We start from the raw sequence: 18,302 nt of genomic DNA on the forward strand, positions 1-18,302 counted from the left end.
CGCGCTTTACAGCGGGGTCGAACGACTCAGGCCGCCGCAGCACCAGGCTTCGACGCGCGTTCGAACGCGTCGAGGATCGGCCGCAGCGCGGCGCGCTTGAGCTTCAGCGCCGCCTGGTTCACCACGAGGCGCGACGAAATCTGCATGATCTCCTCCACCTCGACAAGATGGTTGGCGCGCAACGTATTGCCCGAACTGACCAGGTCGACGATCGCGTCAGCGAGGCCAACCAGCGGCGCCAGTTCCATCGAGCCGTACAGCTTGATCAGATCGACGTGAACACCCTTGGCGGCGAAATGCTCGCGCGCGGTTTCGACGTATTTGGTGGCTACACGCAGGCGTGCGCCCTGGCGCACCGCGCTGGCGTAATCGAAGCCCACCGCCACCGCAACCGACATCCGGCAACGCGCGATATCCAGATCGACCGGTTGATACAGCCCGCTGCCGCCATGTTCGAGCAGCACGTCTTTGCCGGCCACGCCGAAGTCGGCGGCACCGTACTCGACGTAGGTCGGCACATCGGTCGCGCGCACGATGATCACGCGCAGGTTCGCATCGGTGGTCGGCAGGATCAGCTTGCGGGACGTTTCCGGGTCTTCAGCCACTTCGATGCCTGCTGCGGCGAGCAGCGGCAGCGTCTCTTCGAAGATACGCCCTTTCGACAAAGCCAGCGTGAGCGGCGCGCGCACCGCCGGCGACGACGACGTTTGCGGCATCGAACTCATGCCTGGCTCCCGGCGATGCGGCGCACTTTCGCGCCGATGGCGGTGAGCTTGGCTTCCATCCGATCGTAGCCGCGGTCCAGGTGATAGATGCGGTCGATCAGCGTTTCGCCGTCGGCACGCAGTGCGGCGATCACGAGACTCGCCGACGCGCGCAGGTCGGTGGCCATCACCTTCGCGCCCGAGAGCTGATCGACGCCGGTCACGAGCGCGGTGTTGCCGTCGATCGTGATATTGGCGCCGAGGCGGTTCAATTCCTGCACGTGCATGAAGCGGTTTTCGAAGATCGTTTCAACGACTTGCGAAGTGCCGTCAGCGATCGTGTTCAGCGCCATGAACTGCGCTTGCATGTCGGTCGGGAACGCGGGGTATTCGGAAGTGCGGAAGGTAACCGCGCTCGGACGCTTATCCATGCGCACGCGCATCCAGTCCTCGCCTTCCTCGATCGTCACGCCCGCTTCGCGCAGCTTGTCCGTCACGGCTTCGAGAATCAGCGGACGCACTTTGCGCAACGTGACGTCGCCACCTGCGGCAGCCACCGCGCACAGGAACGTGCCGGCTTCAATGCGATCCGGAATCACAGTGTGCTTCGCGCCATGCAGCTTGTCGACGCCTTGAATCACCAGACGATCCGTGCCGATGCCTTCGATCCTGGCGCCCATCGAGACCAGCAGATGCGCGAGGTCGCCGACCTCCGGCTCGCGCGCGGCGTTCTCGATCACCGTTTCGCCTTCGGCCAGTACGGCCGCCATCAGCAGGTTCTCCGTGCCGGTCACGGTGATCATGTCGGTCACGATGCGCGCGCCCTTCAGGCGCGTCGCGCGTGCTTCGATGAAGCCGTGCTCGATCGTGATCTCGGCGCCCATCGCCTGCAAGCCCTTGATGTGCTGATCGACCGGACGCGCGCCGATTGCGCAGCCACCCGGCAGCGACACCCTGGCGTGACCGAAGCGCGCGACCAGCGGGCCGAGCACGAGGATCGACGCACGCATCGTCTTCACCAGTTCATACGGCGCGACGAGGTTATCGACCTTCGACGCATCCAGCGACACACGCCCCGCGCCGCTCTCGATACGCACGCCCATCTGGCCGAGCAGCTTGAGCATCGTGCGCACGTCCTGCAAGTTGGGGACGTTTTCCAGATGCACCGGCTGCGCGCTGAGCAGACCCGCGCACAGGATCGGCAACGCCGCGTTCTTCGCACCTGAGACGACGACTTCACCCGAAAGCGGGTAGCCACCTTCAATGACGAGTTTATCCATGCCTGTCAGTTCCTGATCTACCCGGACTTCGGCCGGGCCTGCTTTGCCTGTATTCGACGCGCCGCTACCGACGTCGCGCCCTTCTTGAGTAATTCGCACTAAATTTCCAGATTACGCGTTCTGCCATTCGGCGGGCGTCAGCGTTTTCATGCTGAGCGCGTGGATTTCTTCGCGCATGCGGTCGCCGAGCGCCGCGTACACGAGTTGATGGCGCTGGATCAGACGCTTGCCTTCGAAGCTCGGCGAAACGATCGTCGCAAAGAAATGCTGGCCGTCGCCTTCGACTTCGAGATGCTGGCAAGCGAGCCCAGCTGCAATGTATTGCTTGACCTGTTCGGGAGTCGGCAACATGAGAGAAGCTCCTGATCAGTGGCGCAGTTTGTAGCCGGAGGCGAGCATACGCATCGCCACCACGGCCAGCACCACGAAGAAACCGGCAACAATCGCGAGGCTCACGAGCGGATCGATATCCGACATCCCGAAGAAACCGTAGCGAAAGCCGTCGATCATGTAGAAAAAGGGATTGAGCCGCGACACTTCGCGCCACACCGGTGGCAGCGTGTGAGTGGAGTAGAACACGCCAGAGAGGAACGTGAGCGGCATAATCAGAAAGTTTTGAAACGCGGCAAGCTGATCGAACTTTTCGGCCCAGATCCCGGCGATCAATCCGAGCGTGCCGAGGATCGCCGCGCCGAACACCGCGAACAGAATGATGTACAACGGCGCGCTGAAGCTGACCGGCACGAACCAGATCGTCACGATGAACACGCCGAAGCCGACCGCCAGACCACGCGCGACGGCGGCGAGCACATAGGCGCCGAACATCTCATAGTGCGACAGCGGCGGCAACAGGACGAACACCAGGTTGCCGGTAATCTTCGACTGGATCAGCGACGACGAGCTGTTCGCAAAGGCATTCTGCAACACGCTCATCATCACGAGGCCCGGAATCAGGAAGCTCGTGTATTCGACGCCCGGATACACATGCACATGATCGCGTAACGCGTGGCCGAAAATCGTCAGGTACAACAGCGCGGTGATGACGGGCGCCAGCACGGTCTGGAACGACACCTTCCAGAAGCGCAGGATTTCCTTGTAGAACAGCGTACCGAATCCACTATAGCCGCTCATGCAAGCCCCTCGATCACTTCCGGACCGTTCATCACCTGAACGAACACGTCTTCGAGGTCGGCTTTGCGGACCTCGATTTCTTCCAATGTGCAGCCCGCCGCGCGGCACTGCGCGAGAATCCGCTCGACGTCGTCGTAGCTCGCCAGCCGCAGCAGATGCTGACGGCCATTGCCGTTGCCCGCGCCGCTTTCCACTTCGAGCGGACGCAGCTCGACGGGCAGCGCGCCTTGCGCGAAGCGCAGGAACAATTGCATGCCGGCAAAGCGTTGCAGCAGCGTGCTGGTGCGCTCGAGCGCGACCACTTCGCCGCGCCGCAGCATCGCGATACGGTCGCACAGCGATTCAGCCTCTTCCAGATAGTGCGTGGTCAGCACGATCGTGTGACCTTCGCGATTCAGGCGCGAGATGAATTTCCACAAGGTTTGACGCAATTCCACGTCGACACCCGCGGTCGGCTCGTCGAGCACGATCACCGGCGGCCGGTGCACCAGCGCCTGCGCGACCAGCACGCGGCGCTTCATGCCGCCGGACAGCGCGCGCATGTTGGCGTCGGCTTTGTCAGTGAGGTCGAGATTGGCCATGATTTCGTCGATCCACGCGTCGTTATTGCGCAGGCCGTAGTAGCCGGACTGAATGCGCAAGGTTTCGCGCACCGTGAAAAACGGATCGAACACGAGTTCCTGCGGCACCACGCCGAGCGCGCGGCGCGCCAGACGGAAATCGTCGACGACGTCGTGCCCGAGCACGGCGATGCTGCCTTCATCGGCACGCGCGAGACCGGCGAGGATGCTGATGAGCGTTGTTTTGCCCGCGCCGTTCGGACCGAGCAGTCCGAAAAACTCGCCTTCTTCCACCGTGAGGCTGACGCCCTTGAGCGCCTGCAAGTCCTTGTAGCGCTTCTTGACGTTACGAATTTCTATGGCTGACATGACTGTGCGCCGCGGGCATCGCGGCGCCTAAAGGAGCCCTGACGGGGGCGCAAAAGTGCTGGAAGGAACGAAATTGGGGCCGGTTATATGCCCCAAAAAACGTTTGATTATAGGGCAAAAATCGACAGCCCCTGCTCGGCCAGGGGATTGGAAGTGACGCGACGAACACGTCAATTAGGCGTCAATGTCGCGCCGGCAGCAACCATGCTGCATGGGACCGGAGTAAGCGCTAAAGCGCTAACTCCGGTCGACACAGCAAGGTATCGACGCCGTAGGCTTGCGCGAGACTGGCGAGACCAGCCGGCAGATCGACGATCTCGAACGCGGCGCCGCGTGCCTGGGCGGCACGCTGCCACGCGAGCAGCACGGCAAGCGCGGACGAATCGAACTGCGCGAGCGACGCGCAATCGACCCCCTTCGCGCCTGCTGCGATCCGCTGCAAACCCGCCGCGAGCGCGGCTTTCGCGCTCGCGTGGGTCAGCGTCGCGCCGCTGTCGAAACGGCTCACGACGGGATTCAGCACCTCGCTCACGACTGTTTGCCCGCAGCCAGTTGCTGATTGCGCTGCGTGAGGAACTGGATCAGTCCGTCCACGCCCTTTTGCTGGATCTGCTCGTTGAACTGCTGCTGATATGCCTGGATCAGCCATGCGCCGAGCACGTTGAGGTCATACACGCGCCAGCCTTGCGGCGTCTTGTACAGACGGTAGTCGAGTTCGATCGGCGAGCCGTTGTTCATCACCACCGAGCGCACCACCGTGTCGGTGTCGTCCGGGTTCATGCGGAATGGCTTGAACTGAATCTGCTGGTCGCGGACCTGGGCGAGCGCGCCCGAGTACGTGCGGATCAACAGCGCCTTGAACTGCTCGACCACGGCGTTTTGCTGGTCTGGCGTGGCGGTACGCCAATTGCGGCCCATCGCCAGTTGCGTGGTGCGGCGGAAGTCCGTGTACGGCAGGATCTTTTCGTTGACGAGACGCGTGATGTGCGTAATGTCGCCTTGCTGGATCGACTTATCGGCGTGGATCGCGTCGATCACCTGCTGGGTGACGGTCTTGATCAGCGTATCCGGCGAACTCGAATCGACGGTTTGTGCCGATGCGCCAGCACTTCCGAACGAAAACAACGCGACGAAGAACGGAATCAGAAAGAATTTTTTCATATCGAGCCTTGCCTTAAAAATAGTGCAACCGTTTGAGCCGACATTAACACGCGAGTTCAGCAGCAATCCATGCGCAAACTGCGAGAGTCGTATCGAGGTGTTACGGCTACACAATCAATGCAATTTGAATGACGGAAAGTTAAAACGCGTCGGCGGGACCAGTTGGCCGGCCGGAATCTGCGTCGTTTCAGGACCGCCGTTCATATCGAGCGGCGGCGTTTCCGACGTGCCGGACGCGGCTTCGGGCGCAGCCGCGTTGCTGGTCGCACCTGTGGTCGCACCAGCCGCTGAAGCCGCCTGCGGCGCTGTCGCCGCCTTCGCCGGAGCACCCTGCGTGCCTGCCGCAGCCGCGCCGCCCTCGACGTCTTCGTACTTCGGCAGCGGCGCTTCCTCGCCATAGTTCGGCAGCGCCTGCGCTTGCTTGCCGTCCGACAGCAGATACTGACGGCGTTGCAGATAGGCGTTACGCACGAACGAGTACTTGTCGAGCGCGGCGCCTTCCAGCACGTCGCTCGCGTTAAGCAGATTCGCCCGCGTGTTGATCACATTCAGGCCATACAGCGCCCAGCTCAAACCCGGCGGATCGATGTAGCTCAACGGGTTCACATAATAGTTGCCGATCGAACCGACGGCGTCGCGCACCGTGCTCGGCCCGAACAGCGGCAGCACGAGGTAAGGCCCCGCCGGCACGCCATAGTGGCCAAGCGTCAGACCGAGATCGTTGTCATGCTTGGGCAGCTTCGCGAGCGTCGCCACGTCGAACAGGCCGCCGACACCGAATACCGTGTTGATCACGATCCGCATGATGTCTTCGACGCCGTCGGTGATCTTCAATTGCAGCAGGTTGTTAGCCGCGATGTAGACGTCGCCGATATTCGAAAAGAAGTTGGTGACGCTGTCGCGCACCGGTTGCGGCGTCACCCGGACGTAGCCCTTCGCGACCGGTTTCAGCGCGTACTGGTCGAGCTTGTCGTTGACGGTGAAGATCGTGCGGTTCAAGCCTTCCAGCGGGTCGCCCTTGGTCGGCGTCTGCACGGTCGTGCAGCCGGCGAGCGTGGCCGCCGCCACCGCCAGTGTCGCGACCTGGAAGGCGCGCACGCCTCTGATCCGTATGGTCTGCATTCTTGTTTCCCTTATTGACCAGCCGCGCCGGAGGCGTGCGGGGTCGGTGCCGGAGCCGCCGGCGCTGGCGCCGCGGCAGGTGCGGCAGCAGATGAGCCGGATTTGGACGCACCCGAGTCTGCCGCCTTGCTGTACAGAAATTGTCCGATCAGGTTTTCCAGCACGATCGCCGATTGCGTCATGGAGATGGTGTCGCCCGCCTTGAGCATCTCGCTGTCGCCGCCGGGTTCGAGCCCGATGTATTGCTCGCCGAGCAGACCCGAGGTCAGGATCTTCGCCGAGCTGTCTTTCGGAAACTGGTATTGCTTGTCGAGATCGATCGTGACGACCGCCTGATACGAGTTGCTGTCAAAGCCGATCGACGCGACCCGGCCAACCGTCACGCCCGCGCTTTTCACCGGCGCGCGCGCCTTCAGTCCGCCGATATTGTCGAACTTGAGCTTGACCGGGTACGTTGCCTGAAACGACAACGAACTCATGTTGCCGGCCTTGAGCGCGAGAAACAACAACGCCACGAAACCCAACACCACGAACAGGCCGACCCAGAAGTCGAGAGCAGTCTTTTTCATCGTCATCCCAAAGTGAATCCGCCGCGCCATCCGCACTCCCGCCGCGCGCGGCCAGTGCCGCGCCCGCCGACGGAAAACGTGCGGCGCAGTCTTAACTGAACATCAGTGCAGTCAGCAGAAAATCGAGGCCGAGCACCGCAAGCGACGCATACACGACGGTCTTGGTCGTGGCGCGCGACACGCCTTCCGGCGTCGGCTTGGCTTCGTAGCCCTGAAACAGCGCCACGAACGTCACTGCGAAGCCGAACACCACGCTCTTGACGACACCGGCGCCGACGTCGCGCCAGACATCGACGCCGCCTTGCATCTGCGACCAGAACGCGCCGGCATCGACGCCGATCAGCAGCACGCCCACCACGTAACCGCCGAGCACACCGACCGCGCTGAAAATCGCGGCCAGAACCGGCATGGAAATAATGCCGGCCCACAGGCGCGGCGCGACCACGACCTTGACCGGGTCCACCGCCATCATTTCCATCGCGGTTAGCTGCTCGCCCGCTTTCATCAAGCCGATTTCGGCCGTCAGCGACGTGCCGGCGCGCCCCGCGAACAGCAGCGCCGTCACCACCGGCCCGAGTTCGCGCACCAGCGAGAGTGCGACCAGCAAGCCGAGCGCCTGTTCGGAGCCGTACCGGTTCAACGTGTAGTAGCCCTGCAAGCCGAGCACAAAGCCGACAAACAGACCCGACACCGCAATGATCACCAGCGAATAATTACCGACGAAGTGGATCTGCTTTGTGACAAGGCGCGGACGGCGCAGCAAGGGGAAAAACTCGAGCACCAGCCTGAAGAAGAAGCGCGTGGCGTAGCCGGCCGTCCCCAGCCCGTCGAGCACCGAGCGACCGAGTGTACTGATCATGACTGCCCCCCGCCGATGCCGAAATCCGCCGCAAGCGGCGTGTTGCTGGGATAGTGGAATTTGAACGGGCCGTCCGGCGCGCCGTCGATGAATTGACGCACCGTAGGATCGGTCGACGCGCGCAGTTCGGCCGGTGTGCCTTCAGCGTGAACGCCGCCGTTGGCGAGGAAATACACGTAATCGGCGATCGCGAACGATTCGGGCACGTCGTGCGTGACGAGGATCGACGTTGCGCCAAGTGCCTGATTCAGCGCGCGAATCAGGTTCGCGGTAATGCCGAGCGAGATCGGATCGAGGCCGGCGAACGGCTCGTCGTACATCATCAGGTCGGGATCGAGGGCAATCGCGCGAGCCAACGCCACGCGCCGCGCCATGCCGCCGGAAATCTCGGACGGCAGCAGATCGCGGGCGCCTCGCAGACCGACCGCGTTGAGCTTCATCAACACGAGGTCGCGGACCAGTTCTTCGGGGAGGTCGGTATGCTCGCGCAACGCGAAGGCGACGTTTTCGAACACCGACATATCGGTGAACAGCGCGCCGAACTGGAACAGCATGCCCATCTTGCGGCGCAGCGCGTAGAGGCCTTCGCGCGTCTGCTGGCCGACATCCTGCTCCTGAAACAGGATCTCGCCGCGCTGTGCGCGCACCAGACCGCCGATCAGACGCAGCACCGTGGTTTTGCCGCAACCCGAGCCGCCCATGACCGCGACGACCTGGCCGCGCTTGAAGCGCAGATTCAGGTTCGACAGGACGAGCCGGTCGCCATAACCGAAGTCGACGTCGCGCAACTCGAGTAAGGTCTCGGGGGAGGAAGACACGAAACTGACAGTCCTTTTACACGGAAGGCCGAATTATAGGGCCATCATGCGAAAGTTGCCGTGAGGTGCCCTGTCCCTTTACTCAAGTTGACGATTATTGCGTAAACGCTTGTTGCAATGCAGAAACGGCGGCAGCCGGATCGGCCGCTTCCGTCACCGCCCGCACCACCGCTGCGCAACCCACGCCGGTCGCCAGCACGTCCGGCAACACCTGCAGATCGATTCCGCCGATCGCCACGAGCGGCACGACGCCGTCGAGCAGCCGCACGTACCGCGCGAGGCGCCTCAGGCCCTGTGGCGCAGTGGGCATGACTTTGGTGGTGGTGGGGAACACCGCGCCCAATGCAATATAGCTTGGCCGGAAATGCAGCGCTGTCAGAATCTCGTAGAAACCGTGAGTCGACAAACCGAGCCTGACACCCGCCGCGGCAAGCGCCGGCAAGTCGGCGGTATGGACATCTTCCTGGCCGAGATGGACGCCGTATGCGCCCGCAGCCAGCGCGGCTCGCCAGTGATCGTTGATGAAAACCTGGGCGTCGTGCTCACGGCCGGCGGCGACGCAGCGGGCGATTTCGCGCTTCAGTTCATCGGCGGGTTCGGCCGATTTGCGGCGCAACTGAACGGTTTTCACACCGAAGCCCACCACGCGCTCGAGCCATTCCGCGGTCGGCAGCACCGGATACAGGCCCAACCGGTCCGGGCAACGTGCGAACGCTTGCGCCGGCGCGTCCGGCAAACCGGCGATACGCGGGAAACGCCCGAGGTCGGCCGGAAATGCGTCGTCCGCACGGGTTTCGTCGCCGTCGCGCCACGCCAGCGCCAGTACCAGCGCGTCGTGCGGATCGAAACCGCAGTCCAGAAACGCGGCCAGCGCGGCGATCCAGTCCTCCGCCAGATGGCCCTCCAGACGGTATTTCTCGCCGCCCAGATGCAGCGCCGCGCGGTTCTCCGCGGCTTCGATCACGCCCGCGCCCTGTACCAGCCAGCGCGCCACCTGCTCGCCATGCTGCTGCGCGTCGGCGACGATAAGCAGGTCACCGCCGTTCGGCGCGTCCGGCGCGGTCAGGCAGATGCGCCACGGCGCGTGCGTCGGCGGCCAGTCGCCCAGACGGGCACGGATGCGCTCGGCGGCTTCGGTGAGTTCGTCGGCGGGCGGCCAGAAGAGCTCGCGATCCTTTAAAGGCAAAGTCTGCGTCATGCAGCGCTCCCGTCTTGATGCCAGAACGGCATGCCGACCACCGGCGTGCTCGCATGCGCGCTTTCGCGCTCTGCCATCGGTCCCGCCAGAAAGGCCTGGCGGCCCGCCTCGACGCCCAACGCGAACGCGCGCGCCATAGCGTCGGGATGCGTCGCCTGCGATACGGCGGTGTTCAGCAGCACGCCATCGAAGCCCCACTCCATCACTTGCGCCGCATGCGACGGCACGCCGAGGCCTGCATCGACGATCAGCGGCACGTCGGGCAGCCGTTCGCGCAACACACGCAGGCCGTACGGATTGATCACGCCCTTGCCGGTGCCGATCGGCGCACCCCACGGCATCAGCGCTTCGCAGCCCGCATCCAGCAGACGGCGGCCGATCACCAGATCTTCGGTGCAATACGGCAGGACTTTGAAGCCGTCCTTGATCAACTGCGCGGCCGCTTCGATCAGGCCGACCGGATCGGGCTGCAGCGTGTAGTCGTCGCCGATCAGTTCGAGCTTGATCCACTCGGTTTCGAAAATCTCACGCGCCATGTGCGCGGTCGTCACCGCTTCGCCGACGGTCAGGCAGCCGGCGGTGTTCGGTAGCAGCGGCACGCCGTGGCGCTTGAGCAGATCGAAGAAGCCGGCTTCGGCGCCGCCTTCGTTCATCTGCCGGCGCAGCGCGACGGTGACCATGCCGGGCCGCGCGGCGTCGATCGAATCGGACAGCGATTGCAGCGACGGATAGCGCGAGGTGCCCAGCAGCACGCGGCTGGCGAAGGTTTCGCCGTAGAGCGTGAGCGCGTCCGCGGGTTGGGGGGAAGTCATTTGCATCATCCTTGTCTCCGGCAATGCGTGGCGGTTCAGGCAGGCCTCGACGAAGCTCAGCCGCCGGCCACGGGTTGCACGACATCGAGCTTGTCGCCCGGTTGCAGCGCGCGCGCCGCATGCTGGGTGCGCGCGACGAAATCGCCGTTCAGCGCGACCGCGAACGGCGCACGCGCGCCGAACGCGGCGAGCGCATCGGCGACTGTCGCGCCTTCGGGCAGCGACAACGGCTTCTGGTTGATATGAATGTCCATGGTGTTTGAATACGGTTCAATCGATGGCGATGGCGGCGCAGCGTGCAATGCGTGCATTGAAAACCGCAGCGCTCATGCCGGCTCCCGCGCGGAATCCAGTTGAAACAGCTCGCTCCAACGCGCGTCGCGTTGCCAGTCCGCAAATGCATCGGCATCGCCGATGCGGCCGTCGAACAGCGCCGCGGCGAAGCGCACGGCTTCGTCGGCGACTTCGGGCACGATCATGTAGCCGTGCCGGTACAGGCCATTCACGCGCAAGGTCTGCGCGCCGTCCCACAGCAACGCCGGACGGTGGTCCGGCAAAGTCGGGCGGCACTGCGAATTCAGTTCGAGGATGCGAGCCTCGCCAAAACCGGGATGCACGGAAAATGCCGCGCTCAGTAGTTCGAGCGCCGAGCGCACGCTGACTGGCGACATGTCCTCGCCTTCCACCTCGGTCGCGCCGATCACGTAGAGATCGTCCTGCTTCGGCGCGATATAGAGCGGATAGCGCGGATGCAACAGGCGCACCGGCCGCGTCAGGTTGATACCGGGCGCATGCACGCGTGCGACTTCGCCGCGAATGCCGCGCAATGTGGGCAGAACCGCCTTCGCGCCGAGACCGCGGCAATCGATCGTGATGCGCGCGGGCGGCAACGCATGATCGTCGACAGCCGTGTTCCAATGCGTTTCGACGCCGCGCTCGGCAAGGCCCGCGGCCAGCGCGGACAATACCTGGCGGTTATCCAGTTGCCCTTCGAGCGGCAGCAGCCAGCCCTGATTGAAGCGGCCCGCCAACGCGGGTTCGGCGGTGCCGACCTGCGCACCGGCGAGCGTCACGAAGCCGCCGTCGAGCAGTTCGGCAGGCGCGTTCGAGCGCACCCGGCGTTCGAACAGCGGCGCTTCGGTGCGGTCGGCGTGATGCCATACGACCAGCGTGCCGTTGCGCTGGAAAAACACCGGTTCGGGCAATTCGGCCAGCACACGCGGCCAGCTTTCGAGCGAGCTCGCGCCCAGCCGCGTAATCAGCAACTCGGCGCTGGCGGCCTCGGCAAGCGGCGCCAGCATCGCCGCGGCGACCCACGCGGCAGCTTGCGAACCGGCGGCGTCGCCACGCTCGTAGAGCGCCACGCGATACCCTTGCCCGGCAAGCCGCCACGCGACGAGGCGTCCGCACAGGCCGCCGCCGAGCACCGCGAAATCGGGTTGAGCAGGACGGTTCATCGTGCGCACTCCCGATCACCGCAACGGCAGGCAACGCTAAAGCAGCGCGGCACGCCGACAGCAGCGTGGCGAAGAGCAAAACTCATGTCTGAAGAATAGGCGGTCATCGAGTCCTTTCCGTACGGCAACAAGCGCACGTACCCAGGACGAAACCGGCGGGTAAGGCCGGCCGGGCAACACGCGCGTCAAAATGACGGACGCCCGGCGGGGAATGGAAGATTGGCTGCTTCCGGAAACTTCCCGCGCCGGTATTACCCGGATCGGGTGCAAAGGGTCTCTCTCAGCCTCGCTGCCGCTGCGTGGACATCCACGCTGCCGGCGTGCGAAGCACCCCTGTTTCGTCGAAGGTCATTAGACCATAAAAGGCGCGATGCCCGCAAACCAGCGGCTCGCGCGGGCGCCTACAGTTGTTGATCCGGCACCTCTTTCGATTCATCAATATGGCCGCGCGCCGCTCTGGCACAATGCCGAGACCGGATGCCGCAGGAGCCTTGCCTCGGCGGCATGCTCCGCTGCCCGCGCGACGGCGGCATCGGGGCGAGTCCCGCAGGTGGAAATTAATTTTCGCTTAAGGGGGTCGCGCCAGAATCGGACGCTCGCTCGGGCGCGCGTTCGTCGAGCACGACACCCGGGCATGCACCGCAAACCCGCCGTGGGGCGGCCCCCAATGGGTCAGCCCTTGATGGGCCAGCACTACATCAGGATGCTCATGACACCGAATACCTCTGCCAGCCCCGCGCTGCAGCCGGACGACAAAGTCTCCGCCTGGAGCCTGATTAAACCTTACTGGGTCTCCGAAGAACGAAAGACGGCGTGGGGCTTGCTCGTCGCGATCATCGTGATGAATCTGCTCGTCGTGTGGATCAACGTGCGCCTGAACCGCTGGAGCGCCGACTTCTACAACGCGCTGCAAACCAAGAACGTGCACGATTTCCCGCACCTGTTGATGGTGTTCTCGGGACTCGCGTTTGCCTTCATCGTCCTCGCGGTGTACGGCCGCTATCTGCGGCAGATGCTCGGCTTCCGCTGGCGTCAGTGGCTGACCACGCGTTACCTGAACGAATGGCTGCATGACAGCGCCTTCTACCGGATCGAACGCGACCGGCTCGCCGACAACCCCGACCAGCGGATCAGCGACGACCTGCAATCGTTCGCCACCACCACGCTGTCGCTGACGCTCGACCTGCTGTCGACGGTCGTCACGCTGGTGTCGTTCATGACGATCCTGTGGTCGCTCGCCGGCGCGCTGACGGTCTCGCTCGGCGGCATGCCGGTGCAGATTCCCGGCTACATGGTGTGGGCCGCGGCGCTCTATGCGGTGGCCGGTTCGCTGGTCATCCAGAAGGTCGGCCATCCGCTCGTGTCGGTCAATTACCAGGCACAGAAAGTCGAGGCGGATTTCCGTTTCGGCCTGATCCGTCTGCGTGAAAACGCCGAGCAGATCGCCTTCTACAACGGCATGGAAACCGAGAAAACGAACACGCACACGCTGTTCGGCCGCATCCGCGATAACTGGTGGCAGGTGATGAAGTACACCAAGCGGCTCACCTTCGTGTCGGCTTTCTATGGTCAGATCGCGATCATCTTTCCGCTGGTGGTCGCCGCGCCGCGCTACTTCGCGGGCGCCTTTACGTTCGGCGTGCTGATGCAGATCTCGAGCGCGTTCGGCACCGTCAGCGATTCGTTTTCGTGGTTCATCAACAGTTACACAAGCTTGGTGGAATGGCGCGCTACCGTGAACCGGTTGCGTGAATTCAAGCGCGTCGTGCATGCGCCGCGTCTGAAGGAATCGGTGTCGCCGGCGACCGCGCATGGCGGCATCAACCTGCATTTCGTCGACGACGACAAGCTTTCCACCGACGGCCTCAAGCTCGCGCTGCCGAATGGCAACCCGCTGTCGCGCATCCGCGATATCGCGATCCAGCCGGGCTCGCGCTGGCTGGTGCGCGGTCCGTCCGGCTCGGGCAAGAGCACGCTGATGCGTGCGCTCGCCGGGCTCTGGCCATTCGGCGACGGCTCGATCGACGCGCCGGTCAACGCGCGCATGATGTTCATCCCGCAGGTCAGCTACATGCCGATCGGCACGCTGAAAGCGGCGCTCACCTACCCGTCCCCCGCCAATACCTATACCGACGACGAATGCCGCGAAGCGCTGCGCGTCTGTCGTCTGTCGGAGTATGCGGACCGGCTGCAGGAATCGGGACACTGGACGCGGATTCTCTCGCCGGGCGAACAACAACGCCTCGCCGGCGCCCGGGTATTGCTGCACAAGCCCGACTACCTGTTCCTCGACGAAGCGACCAGCGCGCTCGATGCAGAAAACGAAGCGCGTCTGTACCACCTGTTCACCGAACGGCTGCCGAAGGCGGCGATCGTCAGCGTCGCACATCGCGAATCGCTAGCGGCGTTCCACGCGGAAACGCTCGATGTCGAACGCTCGGACGAACCGGTCGCTGCTTGAGCGGCGCTGAACTCGAGCGCGTCGTGCTGATCACCGGAGCCGGCTCCAGCATCGGTGCGGCGCTCGCCCGTCACATCACCGGCCAGGTGATCCACGTCGACGGCGGTCTCACGCCCGGCTGAGCGACACGCCGCAAGATCCGGAAACACGCGAGAAGAGTTAGAAAGCATTTGCGAAGCGGGCAAGCTGTTCCCCGCTTTGAAAACGCAGTGTAGCGGCGACGATTGTCGTGCGGGCCATACCACGTTCGGCCCGCCACGCCATTCACTGCTACCGGACTCTTCGCACATGTCATTCGATCGCCGCTCCCGTCCTTTGACCCAGCGCCTCGCGCTCGCTCTCGGCGCAGCATGGCTGCTCTCGGGCACCGCACACGCTGCGCAAGCCACCCAGCCCAACGAGCCGGCAGACGTTTGCCCCGCGCTCAAACACATCGTCGAAGCACCCGACTTCAAGCAACTGCGCGCACAACCCGCCGCGCAACTGCCGGGGTTGCCGGACGCGGACGATTGCCGCGCGAACAGCCACTCGTACGATTGCCATTGGCGCGCACATTGGCAAGCGGACGGCGTCGTCAACGATCCGCTCGAAGAATTCGGCGCCGATATCGCCGCATGCTTTCCGAACGTCGTGCACGACGTCAACACGCCGACGCGACAGCATTTCATCGTGACCACCGCCGAGCGGCGCGTCAACGTCACGGCAAGCGTGCAAGGACAAAACGAATTGCGCCTGCGCGTCACGCGCTGAGCGTGAACTCGATCGCCGTTGTCCATCGCCCTCTTCGCGGTCGCGAGGCACCGCGCACCATGACCTTCACGCCGAGCTTGCGCGCTGTCGCTTTAACGCGAGCCACACTGGCTGGGTGGGTCATGTTGCGGCGGCCCGGCGCCCGGCTTGCCGCATCCGCCATCATGGCGCTCGGCCTGAACGGCTGCGCCTGGACGCTGATCTCGGCGGCCGACGCCACCGGTTCGGTGATTCAGGCGGGCTACGCGATCGCAGCAAACTATTCGTCGCCGACCTTTGTCAACGGCCGGCCCGCCGCCGTGCACGACATCTGCATCGAAGTGAATCAGGCGGTGTCGGTCGGCGATTTTGTACCGGCGCTGCAATATGCGCTCGAGCGGCGCGGTATTCGTTCCGACGTCTACAATCCGGGCACTTCGCCGGCCGGTTGCGAGGCGCGGCTCGTCTATAACGCCGCGATCGATTACGGCCGCCGCTCGTTCAGCGACGAATCGATTCAGTACCTGTCGATCATCGTTCTGACGCTGCTCCAGCACGGCCGTATTCTGGTCACCGCGCGTTACCAGACCGGCGGCCTCAACGCCGATCGCTTCTCCAGCGCGTCGACCAAGCTCAACGGTTTGATCGACCGGATGGTGGTCGATCAGACTGCCCTCGGTCCGCAGCCGATGCAGACCATTCAAACTTCCCAAGCCAACTGAGCAGGCCGCTTGCTTTCTCTTACGCGGGAAAGGATTCGAAAGCGTTACGCGCTTTGCGGCGCTCGCGCGGATCACTAAGATGACCTGGATGAACCAATCCATTCTGGTCGTCGACGACGACCCCATCGTACGCGAGCTCGTCAGCCAATATCTGCAAGGGCGCGGTTTCAGGGTCGCCGTGCTCGAACACGGTATGGCGTTGCAGCGTCAATTGCAGGACGAGCGTCCCGCGCTGGTCGTGCTCGACATCATGATGCCGGAGCTCGACGGCATCAGTGCGCTGCGCGCATTGCGCGTCGCCGGCGACGATATTCCCGTGATTATGCTGACCGCGCGCGCCGACCCGATCGACCGCGTGATCGGCCTCGAACTCGGCGCCGACGATTACCTCGGCAAGCCGTTCGAACCGAGCGAGCTGGTCGCACGAATTCGTACGGTGCTACGCCGCCGTGGCGCGATTGCACCGAGCGCGCCGGAGCATCGCGCGCCGTATCGCTTCGGCCGCTTCGAGGTGAATTTCCCGGCGCGCGAATTGCGCCGTGACGGCGAACGCATCACGCTGCGTTCCAGCGAATTCGCGATGCTCAAGGTGTTCGTCACCCACGCGATGACCGTGCTGACGCGCGCGCAGTTGCTTGAGAAACTGCACGGCAATAGCGAGGTGCATCGCAATCGCAGCCTGGATGTGTCGATCTGGCGTTTGCGGCGGCTCATCGAAGTCGATCCGTCCGAGCCGCGCTACGTGCAAACCGTGTGGGGACGTGGCTATGTGTTCGTGCCGGACGGCGAAATCGGTGCGGCGGAGCGCAGCGCGCCGCCGCTCGCCTAGCGCGTAAAACCAGCTGCGCCTCGCACTCCAGGCGCCGACACGCCGATTCTAGAAAGTCAGCACGCTCAGGAACATTCGCTGCAGCCAGCCCATCGTCGTCGCGTCGGACACCATCCCCACGCCGGCCTGCTCGATGCGAGCGTTCGCGACCTTGCTCGAAGCGACGTAATTTCCTGCTTCGATATCCTTAGGATTGACGATACCGGACAGGCGCAGGCGGTCGCGGTTGCCGCTCATCGCGATCACCTTCTCGCCCGATACGACCAGATTGCCGGTCGACATCGTGCCGATCACGGTGACCGCCAACGTGCCGGTCATGCCGCTGACATCGGTGAGACTGCTCTGCCCTTTGTACTCGGTGCTGGCCGAGCCGATGTTGAAGAGCCTCGCGAGCCGCGCGGCCGCGTTGGTCGAATGATCGGCGGCGTCCGCGGTAATGCTGCTCGAACGGTTCGCCGCCGCGGTCGAGCTATTGCTGTCGCTATACGACTCCGCGAGGCGGATCGTCAGCACGTCGCCGATATGCTGCGCGCGCGGTGTTTCGTAAAGCAGCAGCGGCGTGCCGGCCTGATAGATCGCGCCCTGCGTATTGACGTTCAGCGGCGTCGACGCAAGCGGCGGCGACATCGGCGTCTCGACGATCGAGTTCTGGTTGCTGCCCGCGCAAGCCGCGAGGCAGGCCGCCGCGCCTAGCGCGACAGTGACACGTAGCGCAGTCATGCGCGCTCCTTGGCCGGATCGGCCAGGTTAAAAACGAACTTACGGTCCTCGTGCGGAAAAGGTCGCACGCGCGATAGCGGAAGCGGCACATCAGCCCGCATCGGCACCGCTCGCTTCCCATTGCCGCACGACCGATTTCACCCATGCGTCCGAACCCTTCAGCAGATAGGTGAGCGTGCCGTTGCGGGTGCCGGGCAGAAAACACAACGTGATCGAACTCACCGCGTTGTCCCAGACATACATCGGCATCGCCCCGGACGACGACGCTTGTTGCGTGGCCAGACGCGGCGCGCCGTAACGGTCGGCAAGCGCGTCGCGCAGGTCTTCGGCGGTGACCTCGTCGATCACGAAAGAAATCTCGTACAGACGCAGCGCGCTCTGCCCGTCGACGCGCGCGAAACGCAGCACATGCTCCTGCGCCGGTGCGCCGTCGACGACGGCTTGCGACACGGCCCAGCCTTCGTCGCCGCGATGTGCCCAGCGGCACGCGACCGTCAGACTCTCGTGTGATTTCAGGCGCATGCCGAGCGCGCCCGCCTGCACATCCGTCTCGCAGACAGGCACGCTGCCGAGCGGCGTCGCCCGCACGGTCGAGCCCGAACGGAATTCGTCGAGCGTGATGCCGAGCGCGATGCCGCGAAACGCAAACGGAACGTCCTGCGAACGCTTGCGCGCATCGGCGGACGCACCCTTGGCCGCCGCACTGGCCGCCGCTTCGCGAGCCGCCGGCTGCGCCAGGGCGGCCAACTGGGACATTGCGCCGAACAGCGCCAATGCACAGGCAATCCGTTTGAGTATCAT

Annotated in this window: 22 protein-coding genes and 1 riboswitch; of the genes, 5 read left to right on the forward strand and 17 right to left on the reverse strand. The window is 64.1% G+C overall.

Annotated features, from left to right (window positions below):
• Nucleotides 1-26: 26 nt before the first annotated feature.
• The 15 genes from hisG to SB772_RS34715 all read right to left on the reverse strand — a co-directional run bounded on the left by hisG (nt 27) and on the right by SB772_RS34715 (nt 12,040).
• Nucleotides 27-725 carry an ATP phosphoribosyltransferase gene (gene hisG, locus SB772_RS34645; protein ID WP_410837631.1) on the reverse strand — a complete coding sequence of 233 codons (699 nt, stop codon included), beginning with the start codon at nt 723-725 and terminating at the stop codon, nt 27-29.
• The gene (murA, locus tag SB772_RS34650; RefSeq protein ID WP_410837632.1) at nt 722-1,984 is read right to left on the reverse strand and encodes a UDP-N-acetylglucosamine 1-carboxyvinyltransferase; all 1,263 of its coding nucleotides are present in this window, start codon (nt 1,982-1,984) and stop codon (nt 722-724) included. Before murA ends, hisG begins: the two co-directional genes overlap by 4 nt.
• Nucleotides 1,985-2,095: 111 nt before the next feature.
• Complete coding sequence (locus SB772_RS34655) at nt 2,096-2,335, reverse strand: BolA family protein (protein ID WP_006052280.1); 240 nt, start codon at nt 2,333-2,335, stop codon at nt 2,096-2,098.
• 15 nt (nt 2,336-2,350) lie between these two features.
• Nucleotides 2,351-3,115 (reverse strand): ABC transporter permease, encoded by a 765-nt coding sequence (locus tag SB772_RS34660; protein ID WP_341314141.1) that lies wholly within the window; start codon nt 3,113-3,115, stop codon nt 2,351-2,353.
• The gene (locus SB772_RS34665; protein WP_410837633.1) at nt 3,112-4,044 is read right to left on the reverse strand and encodes an ABC transporter ATP-binding protein; all 933 of its coding nucleotides are present in this window, start codon (nt 4,042-4,044) and stop codon (nt 3,112-3,114) included. Before SB772_RS34665 ends, SB772_RS34660 begins: the two co-directional genes overlap by 4 nt.
• Nucleotides 4,045-4,273: 229 nt before the next feature.
• Nucleotides 4,274-4,552: a lipid asymmetry maintenance protein MlaB gene (locus SB772_RS34670; protein WP_410837669.1), complete on the reverse strand. Its 279-nt coding sequence runs from the start codon at nt 4,550-4,552 to the stop codon at nt 4,274-4,276.
• A 20-nt stretch (nt 4,553-4,572) separates the two neighbouring features.
• Complete coding sequence (locus SB772_RS34675; RefSeq protein ID WP_410837634.1) at nt 4,573-5,205, reverse strand: phospholipid-binding protein MlaC; 633 nt, start codon at nt 5,203-5,205, stop codon at nt 4,573-4,575.
• A gap of 114 nt (nt 5,206-5,319) precedes the next feature.
• On the reverse strand, nt 5,320-6,327 hold the full coding sequence (locus tag SB772_RS34680) for a VacJ family lipoprotein (RefSeq protein ID WP_410837635.1): 1,008 nt from the start codon (nt 6,325-6,327) through the stop codon (nt 5,320-5,322).
• 11 nt (nt 6,328-6,338) lie between these two features.
• On the reverse strand, nt 6,339-6,896 hold the full coding sequence (gene mlaD / locus SB772_RS34685; RefSeq protein WP_410837636.1) for an outer membrane lipid asymmetry maintenance protein MlaD: 558 nt from the start codon (nt 6,894-6,896) through the stop codon (nt 6,339-6,341).
• 91 nt (nt 6,897-6,987) lie between these two features.
• Nucleotides 6,988-7,755 carry a lipid asymmetry maintenance ABC transporter permease subunit MlaE gene (gene mlaE, locus SB772_RS34690; RefSeq protein ID WP_410837637.1) on the reverse strand — a complete coding sequence of 256 codons (768 nt, stop codon included), beginning with the start codon at nt 7,753-7,755 and terminating at the stop codon, nt 6,988-6,990.
• Nucleotides 7,752-8,573 (reverse strand): ABC transporter ATP-binding protein, encoded by an 822-nt coding sequence (locus SB772_RS34695; protein WP_410837638.1) that lies wholly within the window; start codon nt 8,571-8,573, stop codon nt 7,752-7,754. The genes mlaE and SB772_RS34695 overlap by 4 nt, the downstream gene beginning before the upstream one ends.
• A gap of 94 nt (nt 8,574-8,667) precedes the next feature.
• On the reverse strand, nt 8,668-9,771 hold the full coding sequence (gene thiE, locus SB772_RS34700) for a thiamine phosphate synthase (protein WP_410837639.1): 1,104 nt from the start codon (nt 9,769-9,771) through the stop codon (nt 8,668-8,670).
• Nucleotides 9,768-10,583, reverse strand: a complete 816-nt coding sequence (locus tag SB772_RS34705; RefSeq protein WP_410837640.1) for a thiazole synthase — start codon at nt 10,581-10,583, stop codon at nt 9,768-9,770. The genes thiE and SB772_RS34705 overlap by 4 nt, the downstream gene beginning before the upstream one ends.
• Before the next feature lie 56 nt (nt 10,584-10,639).
• Nucleotides 10,640-10,837 (reverse strand): sulfur carrier protein ThiS, encoded by a 198-nt coding sequence (gene thiS, locus SB772_RS34710; RefSeq protein WP_410837641.1) that lies wholly within the window; start codon nt 10,835-10,837, stop codon nt 10,640-10,642.
• A gap of 72 nt (nt 10,838-10,909) precedes the next feature.
• The gene (locus tag SB772_RS34715; protein WP_410837642.1) at nt 10,910-12,040 is read right to left on the reverse strand and encodes an FAD-dependent oxidoreductase; all 1,131 of its coding nucleotides are present in this window, start codon (nt 12,038-12,040) and stop codon (nt 10,910-10,912) included.
• Nucleotides 12,041-12,260: 220 nt separating this feature from the next.
• A riboswitch (TPP riboswitch) is annotated at nt 12,261-12,385 on the reverse strand.
• A gap of 364 nt (nt 12,386-12,749) precedes the next feature.
• On the opposite strand from SB772_RS34715, the gene SB772_RS34720 reads away from it, so the two are divergent.
• From SB772_RS34720 to SB772_RS34740, 5 genes are all read left to right on the forward strand, one after another.
• A complete protein-coding gene (locus SB772_RS34720) occupies nt 12,750-14,501 on the forward strand; it encodes an ABC transporter ATP-binding protein/permease (protein ID WP_410837670.1) in 1,752 nt (583 codons plus the stop codon).
• Nucleotides 14,498-14,623 (forward strand): hypothetical protein, encoded by a 126-nt coding sequence (locus SB772_RS34725; protein WP_410837643.1) that lies wholly within the window; start codon nt 14,498-14,500, stop codon nt 14,621-14,623. The genes SB772_RS34720 and SB772_RS34725 overlap by 4 nt, the downstream gene beginning before the upstream one ends.
• Nucleotides 14,624-14,789: 166 nt before the next feature.
• Entirely contained in the window at nt 14,790-15,251 is a 462-nt protein-coding gene (locus SB772_RS34730) for a hypothetical protein (RefSeq protein WP_410837644.1), read from the forward strand.
• A 122-nt stretch (nt 15,252-15,373) separates the two neighbouring features.
• Nucleotides 15,374-15,952: a hypothetical protein gene (locus tag SB772_RS34735; RefSeq protein ID WP_410837671.1), complete on the forward strand. Its 579-nt coding sequence runs from the start codon at nt 15,374-15,376 to the stop codon at nt 15,950-15,952.
• A gap of 88 nt (nt 15,953-16,040) precedes the next feature.
• Nucleotides 16,041-16,781, forward strand: a complete 741-nt coding sequence (locus SB772_RS34740) for a response regulator (protein ID WP_410837672.1) — start codon at nt 16,041-16,043, stop codon at nt 16,779-16,781.
• A gap of 48 nt (nt 16,782-16,829) precedes the next feature.
• On the opposite strand, the gene SB772_RS34745 is transcribed toward SB772_RS34740, so the two are convergent.
• Together SB772_RS34745 and SB772_RS34750 are read right to left on the reverse strand one after the other, a co-directional pair.
• Nucleotides 16,830-17,501, reverse strand: coding sequence for a flagellar basal body L-ring protein FlgH (locus tag SB772_RS34745; protein WP_410837645.1), 672 nt, complete (start codon nt 17,499-17,501; stop codon nt 16,830-16,832).
• 90 nt (nt 17,502-17,591) lie between these two features.
• On the reverse strand, nt 17,592-18,302 hold the full coding sequence (locus tag SB772_RS34750) for a hypothetical protein (protein ID WP_410837646.1): 711 nt from the start codon (nt 18,300-18,302) through the stop codon (nt 17,592-17,594).

It is taken from the genome of Paraburkholderia sp. SIMBA_030 (assembly GCF_046535245.1).
Classification (GTDB): Bacteria; Pseudomonadota; Gammaproteobacteria; order Burkholderiales; family Burkholderiaceae; genus Paraburkholderia.